This is a genomic window from Pseudoalteromonas sp. MTN2-4 (assembly GCF_042848605.1).
In the GTDB taxonomy this organism is placed as follows: domain Bacteria; phylum Pseudomonadota; class Gammaproteobacteria; order Enterobacterales; family Alteromonadaceae; genus Pseudoalteromonas.
Map to the genome: position 1 here is coordinate 89,992 of NZ_BTGK01000004.1, position 21,086 is coordinate 111,077.

General features: G+C 41.7%; 17 protein-coding genes. 14 read left to right on the forward strand and 3 right to left on the reverse strand.

The window, feature by feature from the left end; genetic code table 11:
• Positions 1-21: 21 nt before the first annotated feature.
• A complete protein-coding gene (locus tag ACGHEH_RS11505; protein WP_390445395.1) occupies positions 22-948 on the reverse strand; it encodes an endonuclease/exonuclease/phosphatase family protein in 927 nt (308 codons plus the stop codon).
• 168 nt (positions 949-1,116) lie between these two features.
• Here ACGHEH_RS11505 and ACGHEH_RS11510 point away from each other — a divergent pair, with 168 nt between their 5' ends.
• The 14 genes from ACGHEH_RS11510 (at position 1,117) to ACGHEH_RS11575 (ending at position 20,233) form a co-directional block, all read left to right on the forward strand.
• Complete coding sequence (locus ACGHEH_RS11510) at positions 1,117-2,448, forward strand: dihydroorotase (protein WP_390445398.1); 1,332 nt, start codon at positions 1,117-1,119, stop codon at positions 2,446-2,448.
• Between the two features lie 7 nt (positions 2,449-2,455).
• The gene (folE2, locus tag ACGHEH_RS11515; protein ID WP_390445400.1) at positions 2,456-3,349 is read left to right on the forward strand and encodes a GTP cyclohydrolase FolE2; all 894 of its coding nucleotides are present in this window, start codon (positions 2,456-2,458) and stop codon (positions 3,347-3,349) included.
• 172 nt (positions 3,350-3,521) lie between these two features.
• Entirely contained in the window at positions 3,522-5,681 is a 2,160-nt protein-coding gene (locus ACGHEH_RS11520) for a S46 family peptidase (protein ID WP_390445403.1), read from the forward strand.
• Positions 5,682-6,029: 348 nt separating this feature from the next.
• Entirely contained in the window at positions 6,030-9,239 is a 3,210-nt protein-coding gene (locus ACGHEH_RS11525) for a TonB-dependent receptor (protein WP_390445406.1), read from the forward strand.
• A gap of 161 nt (positions 9,240-9,400) precedes the next feature.
• Positions 9,401-10,594 carry an alanine racemase gene (locus tag ACGHEH_RS11530; protein ID WP_390445408.1) on the forward strand — a complete coding sequence of 398 codons (1,194 nt, stop codon included), beginning with the start codon at positions 9,401-9,403 and terminating at the stop codon, positions 10,592-10,594.
• Between the two features lie 9 nt (positions 10,595-10,603).
• Positions 10,604-11,476, forward strand: coding sequence for a MurR/RpiR family transcriptional regulator (locus tag ACGHEH_RS11535; RefSeq protein ID WP_138631811.1), 873 nt, complete (start codon positions 10,604-10,606; stop codon positions 11,474-11,476).
• A complete protein-coding gene (locus tag ACGHEH_RS11540) occupies positions 11,476-12,954 on the forward strand; it encodes an amidohydrolase family protein (RefSeq protein ID WP_390445411.1) in 1,479 nt (492 codons plus the stop codon). Before ACGHEH_RS11535 ends, ACGHEH_RS11540 begins: the two co-directional genes overlap by 1 nt.
• Positions 12,955-12,964: 10 nt before the next feature.
• The gene (locus ACGHEH_RS11545; protein WP_390445414.1) at positions 12,965-13,351 is read left to right on the forward strand and encodes a RidA family protein; all 387 of its coding nucleotides are present in this window, start codon (positions 12,965-12,967) and stop codon (positions 13,349-13,351) included.
• Between the two features lie 29 nt (positions 13,352-13,380).
• Complete coding sequence (locus tag ACGHEH_RS11550) at positions 13,381-14,829, forward strand: sodium:solute symporter family protein (protein WP_390445416.1); 1,449 nt, start codon at positions 13,381-13,383, stop codon at positions 14,827-14,829.
• A complete protein-coding gene (locus ACGHEH_RS11555; protein WP_390445419.1) occupies positions 14,826-15,791 on the forward strand; it encodes a sugar kinase in 966 nt (321 codons plus the stop codon). Before ACGHEH_RS11550 ends, ACGHEH_RS11555 begins: the two co-directional genes overlap by 4 nt.
• Positions 15,792-18,236 (forward strand): family 20 glycosylhydrolase, encoded by a 2,445-nt coding sequence (locus ACGHEH_RS11560; RefSeq protein ID WP_390445421.1) that lies wholly within the window; start codon positions 15,792-15,794, stop codon positions 18,234-18,236. It abuts the gene before it with no gap.
• Between the two features lie 19 nt (positions 18,237-18,255).
• Positions 18,256-19,149: an SMP-30/gluconolactonase/LRE family protein gene (locus tag ACGHEH_RS11565; RefSeq protein ID WP_390445424.1), complete on the forward strand. Its 894-nt coding sequence runs from the start codon at positions 18,256-18,258 to the stop codon at positions 19,147-19,149.
• 213 nt (positions 19,150-19,362) lie between these two features.
• Positions 19,363-19,671 (forward strand): hypothetical protein, encoded by a 309-nt coding sequence (locus ACGHEH_RS11570; RefSeq protein WP_390445427.1) that lies wholly within the window; start codon positions 19,363-19,365, stop codon positions 19,669-19,671.
• A gap of 22 nt (positions 19,672-19,693) precedes the next feature.
• Positions 19,694-20,233 carry a hydrolase gene (locus ACGHEH_RS11575; protein ID WP_390445430.1) on the forward strand — a complete coding sequence of 180 codons (540 nt, stop codon included), beginning with the start codon at positions 19,694-19,696 and terminating at the stop codon, positions 20,231-20,233.
• Here ACGHEH_RS11575 and ACGHEH_RS11580 read toward each other — a convergent pair whose 3' ends face one another.
• Entirely contained in the window at positions 20,234-20,641 is a 408-nt protein-coding gene (locus tag ACGHEH_RS11580; protein WP_390445433.1) for a DCC1-like thiol-disulfide oxidoreductase family protein, read from the reverse strand.
• Between the two features lie 139 nt (positions 20,642-20,780).
• The gene (locus ACGHEH_RS11585) at positions 20,781-20,945 is read right to left on the reverse strand and encodes a hypothetical protein (protein WP_390445436.1); all 165 of its coding nucleotides are present in this window, start codon (positions 20,943-20,945) and stop codon (positions 20,781-20,783) included.
• Positions 20,946-21,086 lie beyond the last annotated feature (141 nt).

Consider the following 21,086-nt stretch of genomic DNA (forward strand, 5'->3'; position numbering starts at 1 on the left):
ATGTGTATAAAACTAAGATGGTTAAAAGGAAAAGCGTGCGCTTAAGGCACAATGGTCACTTAACATGTCGTCAATATTCATATTGTCGAAATAATGAAACTTTAATGACTCATGGTTGTATTGATTGCTCAATGCACTAGAAATAAAAATATGGTCAATTGGCGCTGGGTATTTCGGATGACAACCGGTTTTGCCGTCAGTGAGGTTTTGTAATTGCTTGTTAGGTAAGCTGGTGTCAGCAAATAAACCCGGTGAGTGAGATAAGTCTTTTCTGAAGCGATTGTTAGGGTTCGCCAGTCTATGATTGAAGTCACCTAGCACAATCCAATTTTCTTGATTTAGTTGTTGAGATTCTAAATAGTCATCAAGAACCTTTACCTGTTGAGCAAGAACAGCGCAAGACTCTCTATCAGAGTCTAGGTAATCATCTACAAAGCAACCGCTTTTAAGGTGAAGATTGACGATGTGGAATTTTTCATCTGCATGTTGAACAGTTAACTTTATTCCCTGTCTTAAGCCTGGTCGAGGGACTGCAATGGCTTTTAGTTGTTCAATACGGTCTATTCTCAGTGAATTTCTTACCGCAAAAGCTATTTTTTGCTGTGTTGATGTCAGGCCACTTTCTCTACAGGTATAAGTTTGAGAATCAGGGCGGTCCGAGATGATTATTTGCCACTCTTCTTCAGGAAAGACACGCGCAACTGCTTTGGCTGACTCAACTTCTTGTAATGCTACAACGTCTGCTTTTAGGTTACTTGCATATTCCTTTAGTTTTTCATAATCGGCTTCATTACGCGCTTTACACCCTTGGCCATTATTCTCAGCCAAATGCTCAATATTCCATGTGGCAACTGCCAGTGATTCTTCTGGATTAGAAACCGTACTGCATGCGCTGAGTGCGATAATGGCGCAACAAGTAAAAAGTGAGTGTTTGAAAAATTTATTCATCAACGTGCTTCTGAAAAACTTGAATTTTATGATATGTTATAAAGTAACATTAATTGATGCAATCTTTATTGCGTTAAATAGCAGAGTTGCACGATAAGTGGTAAGACCAAGTTAATTTATCGTTCGCTTTCTGTTTGGTATGACACTCCGTTGAAAGGTATAGGCTTTATGGCATTAATTATTAAGCAAGCAACTTTAGTGAATAATGGTGAAATGCAAGTTTGTGATGTGAAAGTTGAAGGTGAGCTAATCACAAAAGTTGCTGCCAATATTGCAGTCTCAGATACAGATTCCATTATTGATGCAGAAGGTATGTGGTTATTACCCGGTATGATTGATGACCAAGTACACTTTCGAGAGCCAGGCTTGACGCATAAAGGCAGAATTGCGAGTGAGTCGGCCGCTGCAGTGGCTGGTGGAATAACCAGCTTTATGGAAATGCCTAATGTGTCTCCTTCAACGACTACACGGCAAGCTTTGGAAGATAAAATGTCCATAGCAGAAAGAGACTCTGTCGCGAATTATTCGTTTTATTTAGGCGCTACACCTGACAACATTGATGAAATCAAAGCGGTCGATGTTAATAGAGTATGTGGTGTAAAAGTATTCATGGGCGCGTCGACAGGTGATTTGCTTGTTGATCATCCAGATGCGCTCGAGAGAATTTTTAAAGAGTGCCCAATTTTAATAGCGACTCACTGCGAGCAAGGAGAGGTGATAAAACAAAATCAAGCCCGAGTATTGGCTGAGTGTGGTGTGTCAAACATTGAGCACCACCCTGTAATACGAGATGCAGAAGCCTGCTATCAATCCTCGTCATATGCTGTTTCTCTGGCGAAAAAATACAATTCTGACCTACATGTTTTACATTTGACCACGGCTAAAGAAATGGCTTTGTTTGAGCCCGGTCCAATCGAGAACAAAAAGATTACAGCAGAAGCCTGTGTGCATCATCTTTGGTTTAACCAAGATGATTATGCAGCGCTCGGAAATCAAATAAAATGCAACCCTGCGGTTAAATCTGAGCAAGATAGACTAGCACTTTTAGCTGCATTACAAGAAGATAGAATAGACATTATTGCGACCGATCATGCGCCTCATACATGGGAAGAAAAGTCAGTCCCATATGAACAAGCACCAGCAGGTTTACCGCTTGTAGAACATGCACTATTAAGCTTATTAGAGCAAGTTAAACGCGGCACTATGTTATTGACTCAGGTTGTAGAAAAAACGGCACATAATGTAGCAAAGCGCTATACCATTGAAAAGCGTGGTTTTATTCAAGAAGGTTATTTTGCCGATTTGGTTTTGGTCGATCCAAGTGCATCAACTTATGTTACCCATGATACGGTTCGTTATATGTGTCAGTGGACACCGTTTAATGGGGTTACTTTTTCACATAAAATTGCTGCAACTTTTGTCAACGGCCACAAAGTTTATGATGGCGAGCAAGTAAATACTCACCTTAATGCAGCTCACGCATTGAAGTTTAATCGTTAGAGTAAAAATGATGAATTTACCTGATATTACATCAAAGCAAAATAGAGAGTTTCCTGCTCATTTAAAGTGGGTGGGTATGGAAAATATAGCAGTCCCCTTGCTTATTGAAGCTGATAAAAACCGTATTTCAGTAACGGCACAATCAGATCTGTTTGTAAGTCTAGACAGTGATGCAAAAGGTATTCATATGTCGCGTTTATACTTATTACTTAATGAGTATATCGCTGGGCAGGTGTTGGATGAGCATACATTGGCTAAGATGATGGATGCAATGCTGAGTTCGCAAAAAGGCTTAAGTCAGCAAGCTAGGCTCAATTTAAAATTTGAATTACCGCTCTTAAAGCCCGCATTGTTAAGCAATAACAGTGGATATAATGCTTACCCCATTGAAATTGAGGTCGTACAGAGTCAACAATCAAGACAAATTCATGTATCTTTGACAATTCCTTACAGCAGCACTTGCCCTTGCTCTGCAGCACTGTCGAGACAGTTGTTAAGTGATGCAGTAGAAAGCAAGTTTTGTGAGCAAAATCAAATTGATAAAGCCCAACTACGAGCTTGGCTTGAAAGTAAAGAAGGCTCAATTGCAACCCCGCATAGTCAACGTTCTTATGCCTACATTCAACTTTCACTGGAGCAATCGGTATTTCCTAATTTTGCTGACTTGGTGACTCTTTTTGAGCAAAGTATTGGTACACCAGTACAAACTGCGGTTAAACGCGAAGATGAACAAGCATTTGCCGCACTTAATGCGGAGAACTTAATGTTTTGCGAAGATGCAGCCAGAAGATTGAAAGCGACACTTGAGTCAATGAGTTCAGTGACTAACTACCAGTTTAAAATTGAACATCAAGAGAGTTTACATGCGCATAACGCCGTTGTGCATGACAGTAAATTCTAACTGTTATTCATAAATTGAAACAATTTATTGCCCAGAGCGTACCGCAAATAATTGCTATTTTAGGTGCGCCCATTAAAGTACCCGATCCTTTTCCTTTGGGGATAAGTGAAAACACTAACAAGCAGCTGAATCTAATAATAGAAGTTCAGCAATAATAATATTGAGGGAAACCATGCGTATTAAAGCATTAACTGCCACTATTGTGCTTGCAGCAAGCAACTTTGCTATTGCTGATGAGGGTATGTGGCAACCACATCAATTACCAGAATTAGAATCTGTGTTAAAACAAAAAGGGTTAGAAATTGATGTTAAATCGATTTCTAAACTAACAGAATTCCCAATGAATGCAGTGATCAGCCTAGGTGGTTGTACGGCTTCATTTGTCTCACCAAAAGGCCTAGTAGTTACAAACCACCATTGTGCTTACGGTTCAATTCAGTACAACTCAACTACTGATAACAACATTTTAGAAAATGGCTTCTTAGCGAAAACACCATCAGAAGACTTACCTGCAGCGCCGGGCTCACGCGTTTATGTGACTGAAGAAGTGACAGATGTGACTACAAAGGTAAACCAAGGCACAGATGGTCTATCGGGTAAAGCACGTTACGAAGCAATTGATAAAAATCGTAAAGCGCTAGTTGCTGAGTGTGAAGCAGATGGCAGTTACCGCTGTAACGTCTACACCTTCCACGGTGGCCTTGAGTACTACCTAATCAAATCACTTGAAATCAAAGATGTACGTCTAGCTTACACGCCAGCGATGGGCGTTGGTAAATATGGTGGTGATATCGATAACTGGATGTGGCCACGTCATACAGGTGACTTTGCTTTCTATCGTGCATACGTAGGCAAAGACGGTAAACCTGCTGAGTATTCAAAAGACAATGTACCATTTGCATCTGACTCATTCTTAAGCGTGAGTGCCAAGGGCGTTCAAGAAGGTGACTTTGTAATGGTAACCGGTTATCCGGGCCGAACTAACCGTTACCGTATTGCGACTGAAGTTGATTACGTGTTCAATACAGCTTACCCGTTAGCACGAAAGCACAACTCTAAGTATGTTGAACTAATTGAAGAAAATGCACCTGAAGGGTCTCAAGCGCGCATTGCTTACGAGAGCACCATTGCAGGTTACAACAATTACATTAAGAACTATGGTTCTATGATTGAGAGCTTCAAAAAAGGCTCAATGTATACGCGTAAGCAACAGTTCGAGAAAGATTTAGCGGCTTGGATCAATGCGAATAGTGATCGAAAAGCAAAATATGGTTCAGTGTTAACTGATCTGAATAAACTCGTTGCTGAATCTCAAGCGCATAATCAACGTGATCGTATGCTAGGTTATGTGCACCGTTCACAAATGATTTCTACTGCACGTATGCTTTACCGTTTAGCAGTTGAAAAGCAAAAGCCAGATGCAGAGCGTGAGCGCGGCTATCAAGAGCGTGACTTACCACGAATTCAAGCGCGCCTTAAGAGTATGAGCCGCCGTTATGATGAAACGGTAGACAAGGCCATCTTACTTCACTTCTTAGAGCTTTATGCTGCATTGCCAAAGTCAGAGCGTTTAGTTGAAGTTGATAAAGCATTCAATCTAACTAATGGCTTTAATAAAGCGAAACAAAAAGCATTGCTAGATGACATGTATGCAAACTCTAAACTGGCTGATGAAAAAGCCCGTTTATGGATGGCAGACCTTGAGTTCTCACAAATTAACGCAAGTGCAGATCCATTCGTTCAATATGCTAAAGCCATTTTTACTGTGATGAAGCAAATTGAAGATCAAGACAAGGAGCTTGCGGGTAAACAGCAAGCAGCTCGTCCAGCATTAATGGAAGCTATTATCGCGTATAATAAGTCTTTAGATAAGCCAGTTTATGCTGATGCAAACAGCACATTACGTGTTACTTACGGTACCGTTGGCGGTTATTCACCGCAAGACGGTCTAGTGGCGACACCATTTACTTCTCTTGAAGGCTTATTAGCTAAAAACACCGGTGTTGAGCCGTTTAATTCACCAGAGAAACAAAATGAATTAATTAAACAAAAACTTTACGGTGCATACACTGGCGGTATGAATACAGTACCTGTTAACTTCTTATCAAATGTAGATACAACGGGTGGTAACTCAGGTTCACCAACACTGAACGGTAAAGCTGAACTAGTTGGTTTATTATTCGATGGTGTGTACGAAAGTATCATCGGCGACTGGGATTATGATGCAAACCTAAATCGCTCTATCCACGTAGACTCACGTTATATGCTTTGGGTAATGGATAAAGTAGATAATGCACAAAACCTACTAAAAGAAATGAACATTGTTAAGTAACAGTTAGTTCTTCGTTTATTCAGAAAAGCGCTGATTTTTATCAGCGCTTTTTTATTATGTAACAATAATTTACCTTTAATTTTATCTACTAACCTCGAATTTTATAGCTATCAAACTGATTAATTTTTAACAAAAATTACTTTACATTAATTGTACCTATGTTAAAAAGTAACGGTTGTTTTTTAATTTAAAGTTAAAAAGTAACATTAATAACTGAGCGGGCAATATCATTACATAAGACAATGTAATCTTTGCCTTAAATTCAAGGGGTACGTTATACCAATCGTTAATTTGGTATGAGTAGTTGTATTACTTGCTCACTGGTTTATGAAAAAAGAGATTATAAAAATGTCAAAACTAGTCATCGATACAGGAAACAATCAAAATAAACGAACAAGGTTAAGCCTTGCCGTTACTTATGCGTTAATGGGATTAAGCCCACTTTTTGTTGCTGCGAATGCGTCGGCTGAAAATGACAGCGCTGCCAAAAAAGATGAGAAAATCGAAGTCATTGAAGTCAGTGGTATTCGTGGCAGTATTAACAGTGCACAAAACATTAAGCGCTTTGCTGATACCGTTAAAGATGTGATCACTGCATCCGATATTGGCGCATTACCTGATAAATCGGTGACAGAAGCATTGCAGCGTGTACCTGGTGTAACCATTGAACGTTTTGCATCTTCAGACGATCCGAAGCACTATGCTGACGAAGGAACGGGCGTTTTGGTTCGTGGTTTAGATAGAGTTCGTTCAGAAGTAAACGGTCGTGATGCATTCAGTGCTAATCCTAATGGCGGGTTAAGCTATGAAGATTTTCCTGCTGAGTTATTAGGTGCCGTTGAAGTTGTTAAAAACCAAACTGCAGATCTGATTTCTGGCGGTATATCGGGCACTGTAAACTTGCTTACTCGCAAGCCATTCGATTCTGATGAGCAGTTAATTTCAGTCAATGCTAAAGCCAATTATGGTGATTTTAGAGGTGAAACAACCCCTTCTTTTTCAGCGCTATTTTCTGATACTTGGGACACCAATTCGGGCAAATTTGGCTTCTTGATTGCCGCATCTCAATCTGAATATCAAACTCGTGGTGATGGCGTTGGTCTAGGTAATTTCCATTCGCGTGGTGATTCATTTGTACCAACTTTAGATCAGTGGGGTGGGATCACCGGCGTTGATCCATCATCACCGGTTGACGGTCCAGCACTACCAGGTCAACCCGCAGGCAGTGTTTGGCATGTGCCTGTGGCTATCCACATGAGTACCGCAGATAACGATCGTAAACGTCAAGGTTTGACGTCTTCCTTGCAGTGGGCAAATGACGATGAAACCATAGTCGCAACCATTGAGCATATTCGCTCAAAAGCGTCATTAGAGTGGAATGAACGTCAAATTGGTCAGGCAGCACAGGGCTTTAAGGGATTTATGGGGTCATCACAAAATTGGCAAGATGATGCAGCCAATGGTTATCCTCTAACAACCAGTAATAATTTTGTGACTTCTGGCATTGCGCTGGGTGTTAGTCCTGAAACACCATTTTTCTATCGCAGTCGTTGGAACTACAACGAAAATACAGTAAACGACACATCCTTCAAGTTGACACTGAAACCGATTGATCGGCTGACAATTAATTTTGACTATCAAATGATTGATTCAGAAAAACACCGTCAAGACTACAGCATGTCAGGCCAGACAAGAGGTAACCATGTACATGTGGTTTCTCCTTACTTCTTAGACATGCGTGGCAGCAGACCAACTGTTGAGTTTTTAAGCGACAACATCATGACTGCAGGCTGGTCACCAAATGAAGATTGGAATGGGCCAGTGCCAAACTTATTTTTAGGCAGTGGCATGGAGCAAGTTGAACACAATACAGCCGAGGCAGATAGCTACAAAATTGATTTTAAATATGAATTAGATGGTAACTTCACGAGTATCAGTGCCGGCGCATATATGTCTGATAAAGATTTAACCGTTCGTGACACCGCTTATGAAGGCTGGTCTGCAATTGGTACCCCTTGGAATCAAGATGACCGTAATGCGGCCGCAGCAATTAATCGTCCAGAGTTATTTGAGCGCGTTGATTTTGCTGATTATTACAACGGTCAGGTTTTGGTGGGTAACGTAAATAATTTCTTATTTCCGAAAATGGACTTAGTCAGAGATTATGCGAACTCTTTACGTCAGGGCTGTAAAGACGGTTGGCACAACGCAACTAACAGTGCTGCAAACAATGGTGTTTGTACAGGCACATATGTACCTTATGAAGACAAAGCTGACCGTGTTGAAGGACCATTTGCTGCACATAATATCAGTGCAAGTAATGAAAAACGCACCGAGTTTTACGTAAGAGGTGACTTTGACTTTGAACTAAATGATATCCCAGTTGTGGGTAATGTGGGTCTTCGTTACGTCAACTATCAACTGCAATCAACGGGTGCAGTAGTACGCCCAGCGACGATCAAGCGCGGTGAAGAAGGTACATCGTTAAATACGGTGATGCAGCAACCAGAGTATAAACGTTATTATGACCTAGCTAATGGCGAGTCGCAGCTAAGCACCGTTGATGGTACTGATTACAGCACCATCTTACCAAGCCTTAATTTAAGTTTTGGTGTTACTGAAGATGTAGTTGTGCGCTTTGGTGCATCAAAAGCATTGTATTACCCAAGCCTAGTAGATGCTCGAAACATCAGTATCATTAACCTTGATTACACACGCAGATTACAAACTCCAGGTGCTGATTACGATGAGGCCAATAACCCAGTTGTAGGTATTGATGATATAGAAGTCACGGCATTATCAGGTAATCCAAACATTGAGCCTGAAGAAGCGGTCAACTTAGACTTAACAACTGAGTGGTATTTTGCCGACGCGGGTTATATCACTTTCGGTTTATTCCACAAGAAACTTGATAACATCATCCGAAATCGTGCATTCGATATGGACGTCACTTTTAACGATGAAAAGTACGACATTTCTGCGTATGGGCCTGCTAACACCGGGTCTGGCACTATTCAAGGTGCAGAATTCTCTTACTCTCAGTTTTACGACATGTTACCGGGTGCTTGGAGCGGCTTAGGTCTACAGTTTAACTTTACTTACATTGATCAAGACGGCTTACAAGATCCTAATGAGGTATCCGAAGGTACACTGGCTTTCAACGAAAATGGCGACCCGATCACCGATAATCGAAACACTTTTAGAATCTTTAGTGGTTTACCGCTACAGGGCTACTCAGATACAAACTTGAACATCGTGGGTATGTATGAGTTCGATAAGATTTCTATGCGTGTCGCTTACACTTGGCGTTCAGAATACTTATTGACCCTGCGTGAATCAGAAGAGTACGTTCCTGCGTATGCTGAGGCAACAGGCATGATGGATGCAAGTATTTACTACACCATTAACGACAATTGGAAAGTGGGCTTTGAGGCAAGTAATTTACTTGATACAGAAACCAAGACCCAATACCAAATGGATCAGGCTGGCACCAGAACACAAGCACTTAACTTTACGACTGACAGACGTTATGCGTTAAGTGTTCGCGCGACTTTCTGAGTCATTCATCTACCAGCTCTGTTTTTAGCAGAGCTGGTATTTTTATGACTAAAAGTTTAGTTTTGTTTTACAAAGCGTGTTCAAAGTTTTTGTGAACATGATTTATTGCGTGATGGTAGAGGTTAACTGTGTCAGAGCTTATCAAAGGGAGTGGTTGCAATGTGCAACTACAAACCGCCGGTTGGGATATTTTACAAGAGCAAGTTAGCTTGCCTGTGGCCGTTGTTCAGCAGAAAAAAGTAAACCAAAATGCCAAATGGATGGCAGAGTTTGCTCGTAAACATAACATGTTACTTGCACCTCATGGTAAAACTACCATGTCGACAGAGTTGTTTGCACAGCAACTCGAAGCCGGCGCTTGGGGGATAACTTTGGCCACTGTTCCACAGGTAAGCTGTGCGATTGAAGCGGGTATTTCTCGCATCCTTATGGCGAATCAGTTAGTGGGTCGTTTTCACTTTGAGCAAGTTGCAAATTGGCTATCATCCACATCATTAGAGTTTTACTGCTTTGCTGATTCAGAAGAAAACTTACGAGCGCTTGGCGCATTTTTCGCTGAACGCAATTTAACCCTAAATATCTTACTTGAAGTAGGTATAAAAGGTGGACGTTGTGGATTACGTTCAGCAAAGGATATTTCAAGTTTAGTCTCGACCTGTAAACAATATTCAAGTTTGAATTTAATGGGTCTAGCATTCTATGAAGGGGTGATCAGCGGTGAGCACCCTGAGCAACAAGTGGCTGATTTTGTGAGCGACGTTAATACGCTTGCGCAGCACATAGCGTTGGAAGGAGGCTTTGATACCCAGATACCTATTATTACAGGTGCAGGTTCAGCCTGGTATGACATAGTTGCAAAAGCACTTTCAGAGCATGGGTTTGCACACAAATTTAGAATTGTTTTACGCCCCGGTTGTTATTTAATACATGACACAGGTATCTATCATCAGGCTCAGCAAGCAGTGCTATCAAGGAGCCAATTGGCGTGTGACATTGCTGGTAACCTTCAGTCCAGCTTAAGTGTCTGGGCTTATGTGTTATCAGTGCCTGAGCCGGGTCTAGCTATTATTGGAATGGGCAAGCGTGATGTGGCCTTTGATGCGGGCTTTCCAACAACAGAGTTGATTTATTCGCCTAAAACAGCTGTGCTTTCAACGCCCACTGCTGAATTTCAAATTGTAAAAATCATGGATCAACACAGCATGCTGCGTTATCCCGAACAGCAAGCTTTACATGTCGGTGACATGCTCAATTTCTCAACTTCACACCCTTGCCTTACATTCGATAAATGGCGGCAGATTGGTATTGTCGAACATGATTGGGTGATCACTAAGACGATTTCAACACAATTTTAAAGGATTCTAATGGACATAATAAGTAAAATAAAAGAAGGCCTAGGGCACTTTAGTCCGGCAGAAGATAGAGTGGCAAGATTGATTTTAGCCGAGCTTAACTTCGCTGCGAGTGCATCTATAAACGAACTCGCTGATAAGGCTGAAGTCAGTCATGCAAGTATCACTCGCCTTGCAAAAAGTTTAGGCTGTGACAATGTTCGTGACTTGAAGTTTCGTTTAACACAATCAGCAGCGATCGGTGAGCGGTTTACCAACTTAGAAATAGTAGAGAAGAAGCAACTTTCTCATGTTTACACATCGATCCAAGAAATTTTAGAGCTCAATGCTGGGTTAATCAATGAAGCCATCGTAGAGCAGGCCAGCAGTGTTGTGTGTAACGCCAGACATTGTTTGATTTTCGGTGTCGGTGGTGGCAGCAGTATGCTTGCTCAAGAGTGTCAAAATCGTTTTTTTAGACTTGACGTACTTGCTAATGCGCACAACGATCCGATGATGATGCGCATGGCAGCGTCTACGGTGAACAAAGACGATGTGGTGATTTGCTTATCATTAAGTGGTGTATCACCGGATGTCATGGATGCCGCAAAAATTGCCAAAGAATATGGAGCACATATCATTACGGTTTGCCCTGATAGCGAACTGTCGCAATTTGCTGATTTTCACTTACCTATTAAAACTCAAGAAAGCGATTATATTTTCAAGCCCAGTGCGGCACGTTACGTGATGATGGCGGCATTGGATATTCTCTCAAGTGAAGTGGCGATGCGTAATCAAAGGCGTTCTAAAGAGAAGTTACGTCGTCTTAAAATTCAACTCGATCTTCATCGTGATAAAAATAGTGATATGCCACCTGCTGATAAACGTTTTCCGCTTGGAGATTAATGATTGTGAAATACACTTCAGCAGATTTCATCATTCGTGGTGCGCGCGTCTTTATTGGTAAAGATAACCCCATCGAGCAGCTCGATGTTGCAGTGAAAAACGACATTATTATTGCAGTTGCTAAAAAGTTGAACATGCAAGCAAAGTTAGTGATTAATGCCGATGGGCTGGTGTTGTCGCCGGGTTTTATTGACGTGCATACCCATGACGATCTTGAAGTGTTAAGAAAACCCTCTGTGCCCGCAAAGTTAAGCCAAGGTGTCACAACTGTAATTGCAGGCAATTGTGGGATCAGTGCAGTGCCTACCAGTGCTAAAAGTGGTTTACGCGACCCAATTAATTTATTAGGGGCGAAAAATGAGTTTGTTTATCCAGAATTAAAGGATTACCAAGACGCGTTTGCAATTGCGAAACCCAGTGTCAATTTAGCCATGTTAATTGGTCATATTAGTCTTCGTGCGCAAGTGATGGACAATTTAGAGCGCGCTGCCACAGCACCCGAAATTGTGCGAATGCAGAATTTATTAGAGCAGGCAATGTCACAAGGTGCATTGGGTTTAAGTACCGGGCTTGCTTATTACAATGCGAAACAAGCTAGCGAATATGAAGTGAACCAACTGGCGCAAGTTGTCACCCCGTTTGATGGGCTTTACACCACGCACTTACGCACTGAATTTCAAGGGGTCATCGATGCTATGGACGAAGCGTTTGCAACTGCAAAACAGGCCGAATTACCACTAGTGATTTCCCATATTAAATGTGCCGGTAAAGAAAACTGGGGTCGCTCAGAAGAGGTGCTTGCGCATTTTGAGCAACAAAAACAGCACCAACATATTGGCTGTGATTGTTATCCTTACGCGGCCAGTTCAAGTACATTAGATTTAAAGCAAGTTAATGAAGAAACTGACATTTTCATTACTTGGTCTGAATCATTTCCTGACATGGCAAAACAGCATTTAAAAGACATCGCTCAGCAGTGGGGTTTAACTCAATTAGAGGCGGCAAAACGGCTGCAACCTGCAGGTGCGGTTTATCACTGTATGCAGGAGTCTGATGTGCAAGCTTTTCTAGGCTATGAGCATAGTATGGTGGGCTCAGATGGACTACCTTGCGACCCTCATCCGCACCCAAGGCTGTGGGGCACATTTCCTAGAGTGCTCGGGCATTATTGTAGAGATGAGCAACTACTCTCATTGGAGCTTGCGCTGCATAAAATGACAGCGCTACCAGCTTCGCATTTTAAATTACAAAAGCGCGGCAAAATTGAAGTCGGCTATTTTGCTGATTTGGTTTTATTCGATCCTGAGAAAATCATTGATAACGCCAGTTATAGAGAGCCAAAGCAAAGTGCTTCAGGCATTCAAGCTGTTTGGGTTAACGGTGTGGAAAGTTTTAATGCCATGCAGTGCTGCCATGCACATGCACCAGAAGGCCGAGCTGGACGTTTTTTAACAAGACATAATCATAAAAATAATTAACGAGGAAGTCATGAGCATAAGAAGAATTGGCGCCGAAGGCGGAACGGGCACGGGCGGTCAGCATTTACCTTTTGCCAGAGCCGTTGAAGCGGGTGGTTGGCTAAAAGTTTCTGGTCAAACACCGATGAAAGACGGTGAAGTGGTCGAAGGCGGCATTATTGATCAGTCGCGATTGGCGATTAATAATTGCATTGAAATTATGACTGAAGCGGGCTACGGCCTTGAGCATGTGACGCATGTGTCAGTGGTTTTGACAGATGCCCGTTACTTCCAGTCTTTTAATAAAGTGTTTGCTGAAGTATTTGGGGCGCATCCTCCTGCGCGGATCTGTATGGTGGCAGATCTCGTGGTGGACTGTAAGGTCGAAGTCGATGTCACTTGTTACAAAGGCAATTAAGAATAGCTAACATCCCTTGGGGAGAACGTATGTCTAAGAGCCAATTATATTTCTTGCTGGCCTTTTTGGCTTACTTGCTGGTGATGATTTTGGTCAGTTGGTTGGCGTCACGAAAGCAAAAAAATGCCAGTGACTACTTATTGGCTGGACGTAAAGTGCCCCTATTTCTTACCCTTGGCACCACAGTGGCCACTATGGTGGGAACTGGGTCATCAATGGGAGCTGTCGGGTTTGCCTATGACAACGGCTGGGCGGGGGCATTATATGGTTTAGGTGGTGCAGCGGGTATTTTGCTTTTGGCTTGGCTGTTTGCACCAGCACGCCTGCAAGCATTTGCCACGATGAGTGAAGAGTTGGCCAGTTATGTCGGCAATCATCATGTTGTTAAAATCACCCTCGCCATTATGATTTATGCGGCAAGTATTGGTTGGTTGGGCGCACATTTAATCGGTGGCGGTATGTATTTATCTTGGCTTACTGATTTAACTGCGATGCACGCCAAATTATTAATCGGTACAGGTCTTGCTGTTTTCATTATTCTAGGCGGCTATTCAGCGGTTGTGTGGACCGACGCCTTACAGGCCATCGTGTTGTTTATTGGCTTTATACTTATGGCTTATTTCTCGGTACAGTATGTTGGTGGGTTCGAGGCGGTAAATAGCAGCGAGCGTGTGTTTGAACTGGGCATTTTTTCGTTTCAAAATGTCGGCATTTTACCCGCACTTTCAATGTTTTTAGCGGTGCTTATTGGCGTTTTAGCTACGCCTTCATTTCGACAGCGCATTTATGCCGCGGACAGTGTCAAAACTATTCGACGCTCATTTTTGATTTCTGGCGTTTTGTATTTATTTTTCGCATTACTGCCTGCTTTGATTGGCATAAGTGCCTATGTGATTGACGCTCAGCTAGATAATGCCGCTTATGCTTTTCCATATCTCGCCTTAGAAGTTTTGCCTATGATGCTTGGCGGTTTTATTCTACTCGCTGGCATTTCTGCCACTCTATCGAGTGCCAGCTCAGATGCCATTGCAGGGGTGAGTGTGTTAATGAGTGATTTATTTGGCACTTTTAGCACGCAGACACAAAGTGCCAAGCAACAATTGTTAAGCTCTCGTGCTGCTATGTTGCTCACCATACTGATTGCGTTATTTCTCGCGCTTTGGTCAGACAATATAGTGAGTTATATCACTAAGATGATTTCGATACTCATGAGTGGCTTATGTGTGATGGGATTACTTGGTCGGTTTTGGCAAGCCTACACATGGCAGGGGGCACTTGCGACGCTGCTTGGTGGAGCATTAGCGGGCATTGTTGTGGGGTCAAATAGTCAGTGGCTGACGTTTTTTGGTAATCCGATAATCCCCTCTGTTTTCAGCGCATTAAGTTTGGGCGTTCTTGTTAGCATACTGACCAAAACTCACAATGATGAGTCTATTACCGTTGTGAATGAGACCAATATAGGCGAGCAATCACAATGACAAACTTAGTTTTTAACACTATAAAAAGCATGGTGTTTTTTGGCGAGTGTATGCTCGAACACCGCGCTGACGGTGATATGAGTTTTGCGGGCGATACATTTAACACAGCTTGGTATTTGTCTCAGTTTAATAAAGATAAAACATGCTTAGCTCTTCAGTATGCCAGCGCAATAGGTGATGATGAAGCGAGCTCGAATTTAGCCTTGCTTCTTCAGCAAGAGAGGTTAGAAAGCCCTTACTTAATCACAGTTCAAGATAAAAAATTGGGGCAATACTGGGTTAAATTAGCTGAAAATGGCGAACGCCACTTCGAGTTTGATCGACTCAATAGCCCTGTGAGGCAATACTTTAAGCAAGACCAAAGTTTACTAGCTGCACTTAGATATAAACAGTTCGATGCCATTTATCTATCAGGAATAACGCTTGCCGTTTTATGCCCAGAGCAAAGAACACAATTAATCGCAGCACTGAGGCAATTCAAACAACATGGTGGTGTGATTTTTTTCGACAATAATTATCGCGCAGCATTATGGCAAACTGAGACGCCACAAAAGTGGTTTCAGCAATTGATGGCATTGGCAAATGTCTCGTTTTTAACGGATGAAGATGAATACGCGGTCTATGGCACTCAGTGTGTAAACAGCATCATTACGCACCACTTTAGCCAACAACTCGCCCCAGATATGCTAGTTATTCGATGTGGAAGTGCGCCTTGTGTGATTGCCGTTGCCCCCAACGACGTACTTGAAATTTCCCCTAAAAAAATTGTCGTAGAAAAAATAATCGATACCACAGCAGCTGGCGATTCTTTTGCTGCAGGGTTTTTAGTAAAAGCGTTACAAGGTGAGACGTTTGAAAACGCTGCAAAGTTTGCCCATAGGCTGGCAGGTCAAGTGATCCAACACCATGGTGCGCTCATGCCTAAAGATAAACTCACAAAATATCTCTCTGAGGAGTTGTAGATGCGAAGTAAGCACACTGTTTTTATTTTTATTAGCATATTGTTTCTCAATTGTTTTTTAACTTCGGTTCAAGCATCGGTAAAGCAAAACATGGCCAGCCTAGATAATGCTGCGTTAATGCCAATGCCAAAACAGTTAGATATAAAGGCCTCTAAACTCAAACTTGAGTCGTCTCTAAGCGTTCATATTGAGGGCATGAGTGATCAGCGAAAGCGTTTTCAATTGCAGCGCCTACAGTCACATCTAAATCGCATCAGCAACTCGACAATCACTATTTTAGAAAGAGAGAAGCAAAACGCAGATCTGACTATTGATATTCAACAGCAAGAGCAAGAGCAAGCGCTCAGCGTCCCTCAGTATGGTGAAGACGAAAGTTATAAGCTAATTGTTAATCAGCACGGCATTCACGTTGAGGCGCAAAGTGTATTTGGTGCTCAGCATGCGTTGACGACGTTAGTACAGTTAGTATATTCACAACAAAAAAATGCCCGGGCAAAGAGCGCAGTATTTATTCCTAATGTAGTTATTCAAGATACCCCGCGTTTTGCGTGGCGAGGTTTGTTAATTGACAGTGTGCGCCATTTTTTACCAATAAGTACCATTAAACGCCAGTTAGAAGGAATGGCTGGTGCCAAACTTAACGTATTTCACTGGCATTTAACTGATGATCAGGGCTGGCGTATCGAAAGCAAAGCGTATCCGCTTTTGACTGCTATAGCATCTGATGGCGACTTTTACAGTCAAGCTGAGATCAAAGAAGTCGTTGAATATGCCAGCTTATTGGGTATTCGCGTGTTGCCCGAAATAGGGATGCCTGGTCATGCAAGCGCCATTGCGGTGGCTTACCCTCAGTTGATGACCAAAGCCAAAACGTATGAAATGGAGCGTCACTGGGGGGTATTCAAGCCTTTACTCGATATAGCAAATCCAAAAATGTATGAGTTTATAGATACTCTGATAGGTGAGATGGTGACATTATTCCCCGAGCAGTATTTTCATATCGGGGGGGATGAAGTCGAGGCGGATCACTGGCTGGAAGATGAACATATTCAGCTTCTTATGAACGGTAATAATTTGCAAAATGGTGCCGATCTACAAAATTACTTTAACAGTAAAATTCAACCAATTATTGCGAAATACCATCGCAAAATGGCAGGCTGGGATGAAATTTTTCACCCCCAATTGCCTAAACAAATTCTAGTGCAATCTTGGCGCGGCCATGATTCATTAAATGCGGTGGCAAGAGCTGGATACCAAGGTGTTTTGTCGACGGGCTTTTATATCGATCAGCCACAATATAGCGATTATCATTATCGCAACGATCCACATCTTATCCCGCCTGTGGTGGATTTAACACAGCCTAAAAATCATGCTAAACAATTTGTGGTTGAGCGCTTAAAGGGGAGCCCTGTAAAGGGCGAGTTATTGATCCTTGGAGAGCAAGTATTAATTAAGTTGAACAACAACCATCATCAACTTGCAATACGAGAGACTGTATCAGCTCCAGAGCAACACCTTGTTGCCCAGTTTGATAGCTGGATGGGACCATTGAGTTTTGAGTTCGACTTTGCAAAAAATACTGGCTTCGTTTTAATCGGTAATAGCCGTTACCCTTTTACTATGAGCGAATTAACAACACCCAAGTCGATAACCCTTGCACCCGCGCTTTTTCCAAATCAGCAAGCTTTGATCTTAGGTGGTGAGGCTACCATGTGGAGTGAAATGATCAGCAAAGATAACATTGATGTGAGAATGTGGCCGAGATTATTCGCCATTGCTGAACGGCTTTGGTCACCAGTTGAAGTGAAAGAAGCGGACAACATGTATATGCGTTTAGATGTAATCAGTGAATATGCAGATCAAGTTATTGGGCTTTTGAACGTCAGCCAACAACAAGCTGGTTGGGCGGGGTTAATATCTAAAAACCTTTCGCAGCAACAGCAGCATGAAACTTTGGCATTTTTGAACACATTGGCTCAGTTGCTTGAACCAAGTCATTACTATACCCGCCATCACATCAAACATCTGAACGATGTATACCATCAGCTAGCGCCTTTAGATTTGTTTGTGGATTTTTTAGCGGTAGAGAGCAAAGAGATGCGCTTCTTAAAAGAACATGTAAAAGCATATATTGCTGGCAATACACGCGCGCTTACACAGATAGAGCAGCAACTTGAACAATGGCAGCGAGTTTTAAATGCTGAGCAAGGTTTGTTGGCAAAGAGCGAAAAGTTAAAGCCTTTACAAACAACCTATGAAAATCTCAAACGCTTTGCCGATTATACGCAACGCACCATTGAGGTTTGTGAGGGCAAGCAACAGACAGCAAAACTGGACGAGCGCTTACTCGAATTACAAGCGTTAACAGATGAATTAGTTATCGCCGGCATTTACCCCGTCCGTCAGTTATTTTTACACTGTGCTGCAGTGCAACAACAAAGTTAAATCAAGCTTAAGGAAAACCATGAAAGTCATTTATTTCTCTAGTTTATTGTTCTGCACAGCCTTCAGTGCTGCTGCAAATGACGTCGCAGCAACAAAATATGACACACAAGACTATGTACTTGATGGTGTTTTTACTCAAGGCATAGAAGGCCCAGCAGTAGATAAAAATGGGGTGCTGTATGCGGTTAATTACCAAAAACAAGGTTCGATAGGGCGAGTTAGTCAACAACATCAGGTCGATACTTTGCTTACACTCGCAAACGGTTCAATAGGCAATGGTATTCGATTTGATAGCGAAGGTAATATGTTTATCGCAGATTATGTGAACCATAATATTTTAACCGTGTCTGCAGATGCTCTGAAACAAGGCAAAGACGTGTCTGGTTCGGTTCGCGTATTTGCTCACGACAATCGAATGAATCAACCAAATGACATTGCGATTACCGACAAAGGCATTTTGTTTGCCAGCGATCCAAACTGGGCAAATAGAACTGGGAATTTATGGCGGATCACCCAAGATGCTCAAGTCACCTTGCTAGAAGCGAATATGGGGACGACCAATGGCATTGAAGTCAGTCCCGATAATAAAACTCTTTATGTGAACGAAAGCGTGCAACGCAAAGTATGGCGTTATGACTTAGACGAAAAGGGTAATATTTCTAACAAACAATTACTGATTAGCTTTGCTGACTTTGGATTAGATGGAATGCGCAGCGATAAACAGGGCAATCTTTATATTGCACGTTATGGTGCGGGGCAGGTAGCGGTTGTTTCACCGGCAGGTACATTAATCAAAACCATAGCTTTAAAAGGCCAGTATCCAACTAATGTTGCGTTTGGCGGCAAAGATGCTCGTACTTTGTATATAACTATGCAAAAGCGTGGGGCGATAGAAATGACTCGTTTAAACTGAGTTGGTCGCTTGTTTTAACTGGTCGAAAGGGGTTTTAAAAAATCATGGGATGAACGTAACTCTCTCAGAAACTTTACTTTGTTCAAAAAATAGCGCAAGTTGGTATATGTATGCTTTTAGTTATTCAAATAATAAAAGCTTATTTTTAATGAAAAATACCAATCCTTAAAATAGGTTACTTAATTAAGGTGATTGGTATAAAAGGAGCTTACAATGCAACTATTTCTTCGCATTTTAGCGCTAGCTGGCTTTGTACTGGCTATCACTATAGGCATTATTTCAGGCACTTGGAAGTATGCAATTGCGACTGCGGCATTAAGTACATTGCTGTTTATTGTGACTTTGAAAAAAACTGAAAAACCTACCCACACAGCAACAAAAGTAGGCAAGGGCACTGATAACGCCAACGCCACAATCATAGCTGGTGCAAGTATCACAACTCATAACCTTTCAAATGATTCGTCGAGTTCATCTAGTAGTTTCGATAGCAGTAGTGGCGGTGGTGCTGACGGCGGCTGTTAATGTTTATAGCAAGGAGCGTTCGATGCTAAATAGATATAACACAGGTTTAGTGATTGTAGATATTCAGGGTAAGTTAGCAACACTTGTGCATGATAGTGAACCGATGATCGCGCAAACAGTAAAGTTAGTACAAGCGGCAAAAATACTTGATTTACCTATCGTGTTTTTAGAGCAGTTACCAGAAAAACTTGGGCCAACTATTCCTGAACTGCAAGCGCATCTGGGTGATATTCCTGCCATAGTAAAAAGTACATTTGATGGCTGTGGCAGCGAAGAGTTTTTACAAGCCATAGATGCTGCTAGTGTCGATAATTGGCTGGTATGTGGTATCGAAGCCCATATTTGCGTATATCAGACGGCGATGAGCTTAAAACAAAGAGAGTTTGGTGTTGAACTAATACAAGATTGTGTCTCTTCCAGAACCCTCGAAAACAAGGAGCTCGCGCTAACTAAGTTAAACCAATTAGGAATAAGTTTAACTAGTTTTGAAATGTGTTTATATGAGCTTATAAAAGATGCAAATGACTCCATATTTAAACAAGTGTTACCTCTGGTGAAATGATCAAAACCGATCATTTCCCGCGCTATTCAAGTTATTGATTTTCGTTTTACCTAGCATTTTTAAAAGTAGGTTTCTGAAAAAGCGTAACAGTGGATATAAAATGGCTGAAGCCCGCTTAGATTTAAATAGCCAGTAATTCAATTTATTAAAAACACCTGAGCGTGAACTGATTAGCGCGAGAGCGTGAATGGCATCCGCACCGTAATAAATTACGCCAGCCATCTTTAATACCATACCTTGATCGATATCGAGCCCAAGTTGAGTAATTTCTTCTAATACTTCGCTACTTTCTCTGGCATTGATAATTTTGAGCTCACCAATACTTTCTCGAATACGAACGACTTGGCAGTAGTTATCACAAGCAGGACAATCTTTATCATACACCAGCAAGATTTCTTCTTTTTTCATAAACTGTTCCTCTGTTGCTATAAACCGATAATGTGCACTAAACCAAACGATAAGCAAATGATCGAACTTCCAAATTCAAAACTTGCTTGAGCGATAAAAAGGACTGTTAATAAATAAAAACCCAGCTACCCTTCGGGCTTTATATATTAAGGTGTTCAAGATTAACGCGGTTTTTAAAAGTGGCAAATTTTGTGATAAGTCCATTAGCAGAAAACGTATAGACAGACCAAATAATAAGCATGGATACAATGCCACTGTTAATAACAGTGGATTTATTACTGTCTTGCTCTGCAAGTTTTGCCATTTGTTTACCAGCACCAAAAAACGATACCAAGGTGCGCCAAAATAAATACACCCCAGATACATAAGTGCGCCTAGGAAACTTAAACAGCCTATTACTATGAGAAAATTATTTTCCTTGGGTCTGTTAAATAATTTTCTTTAT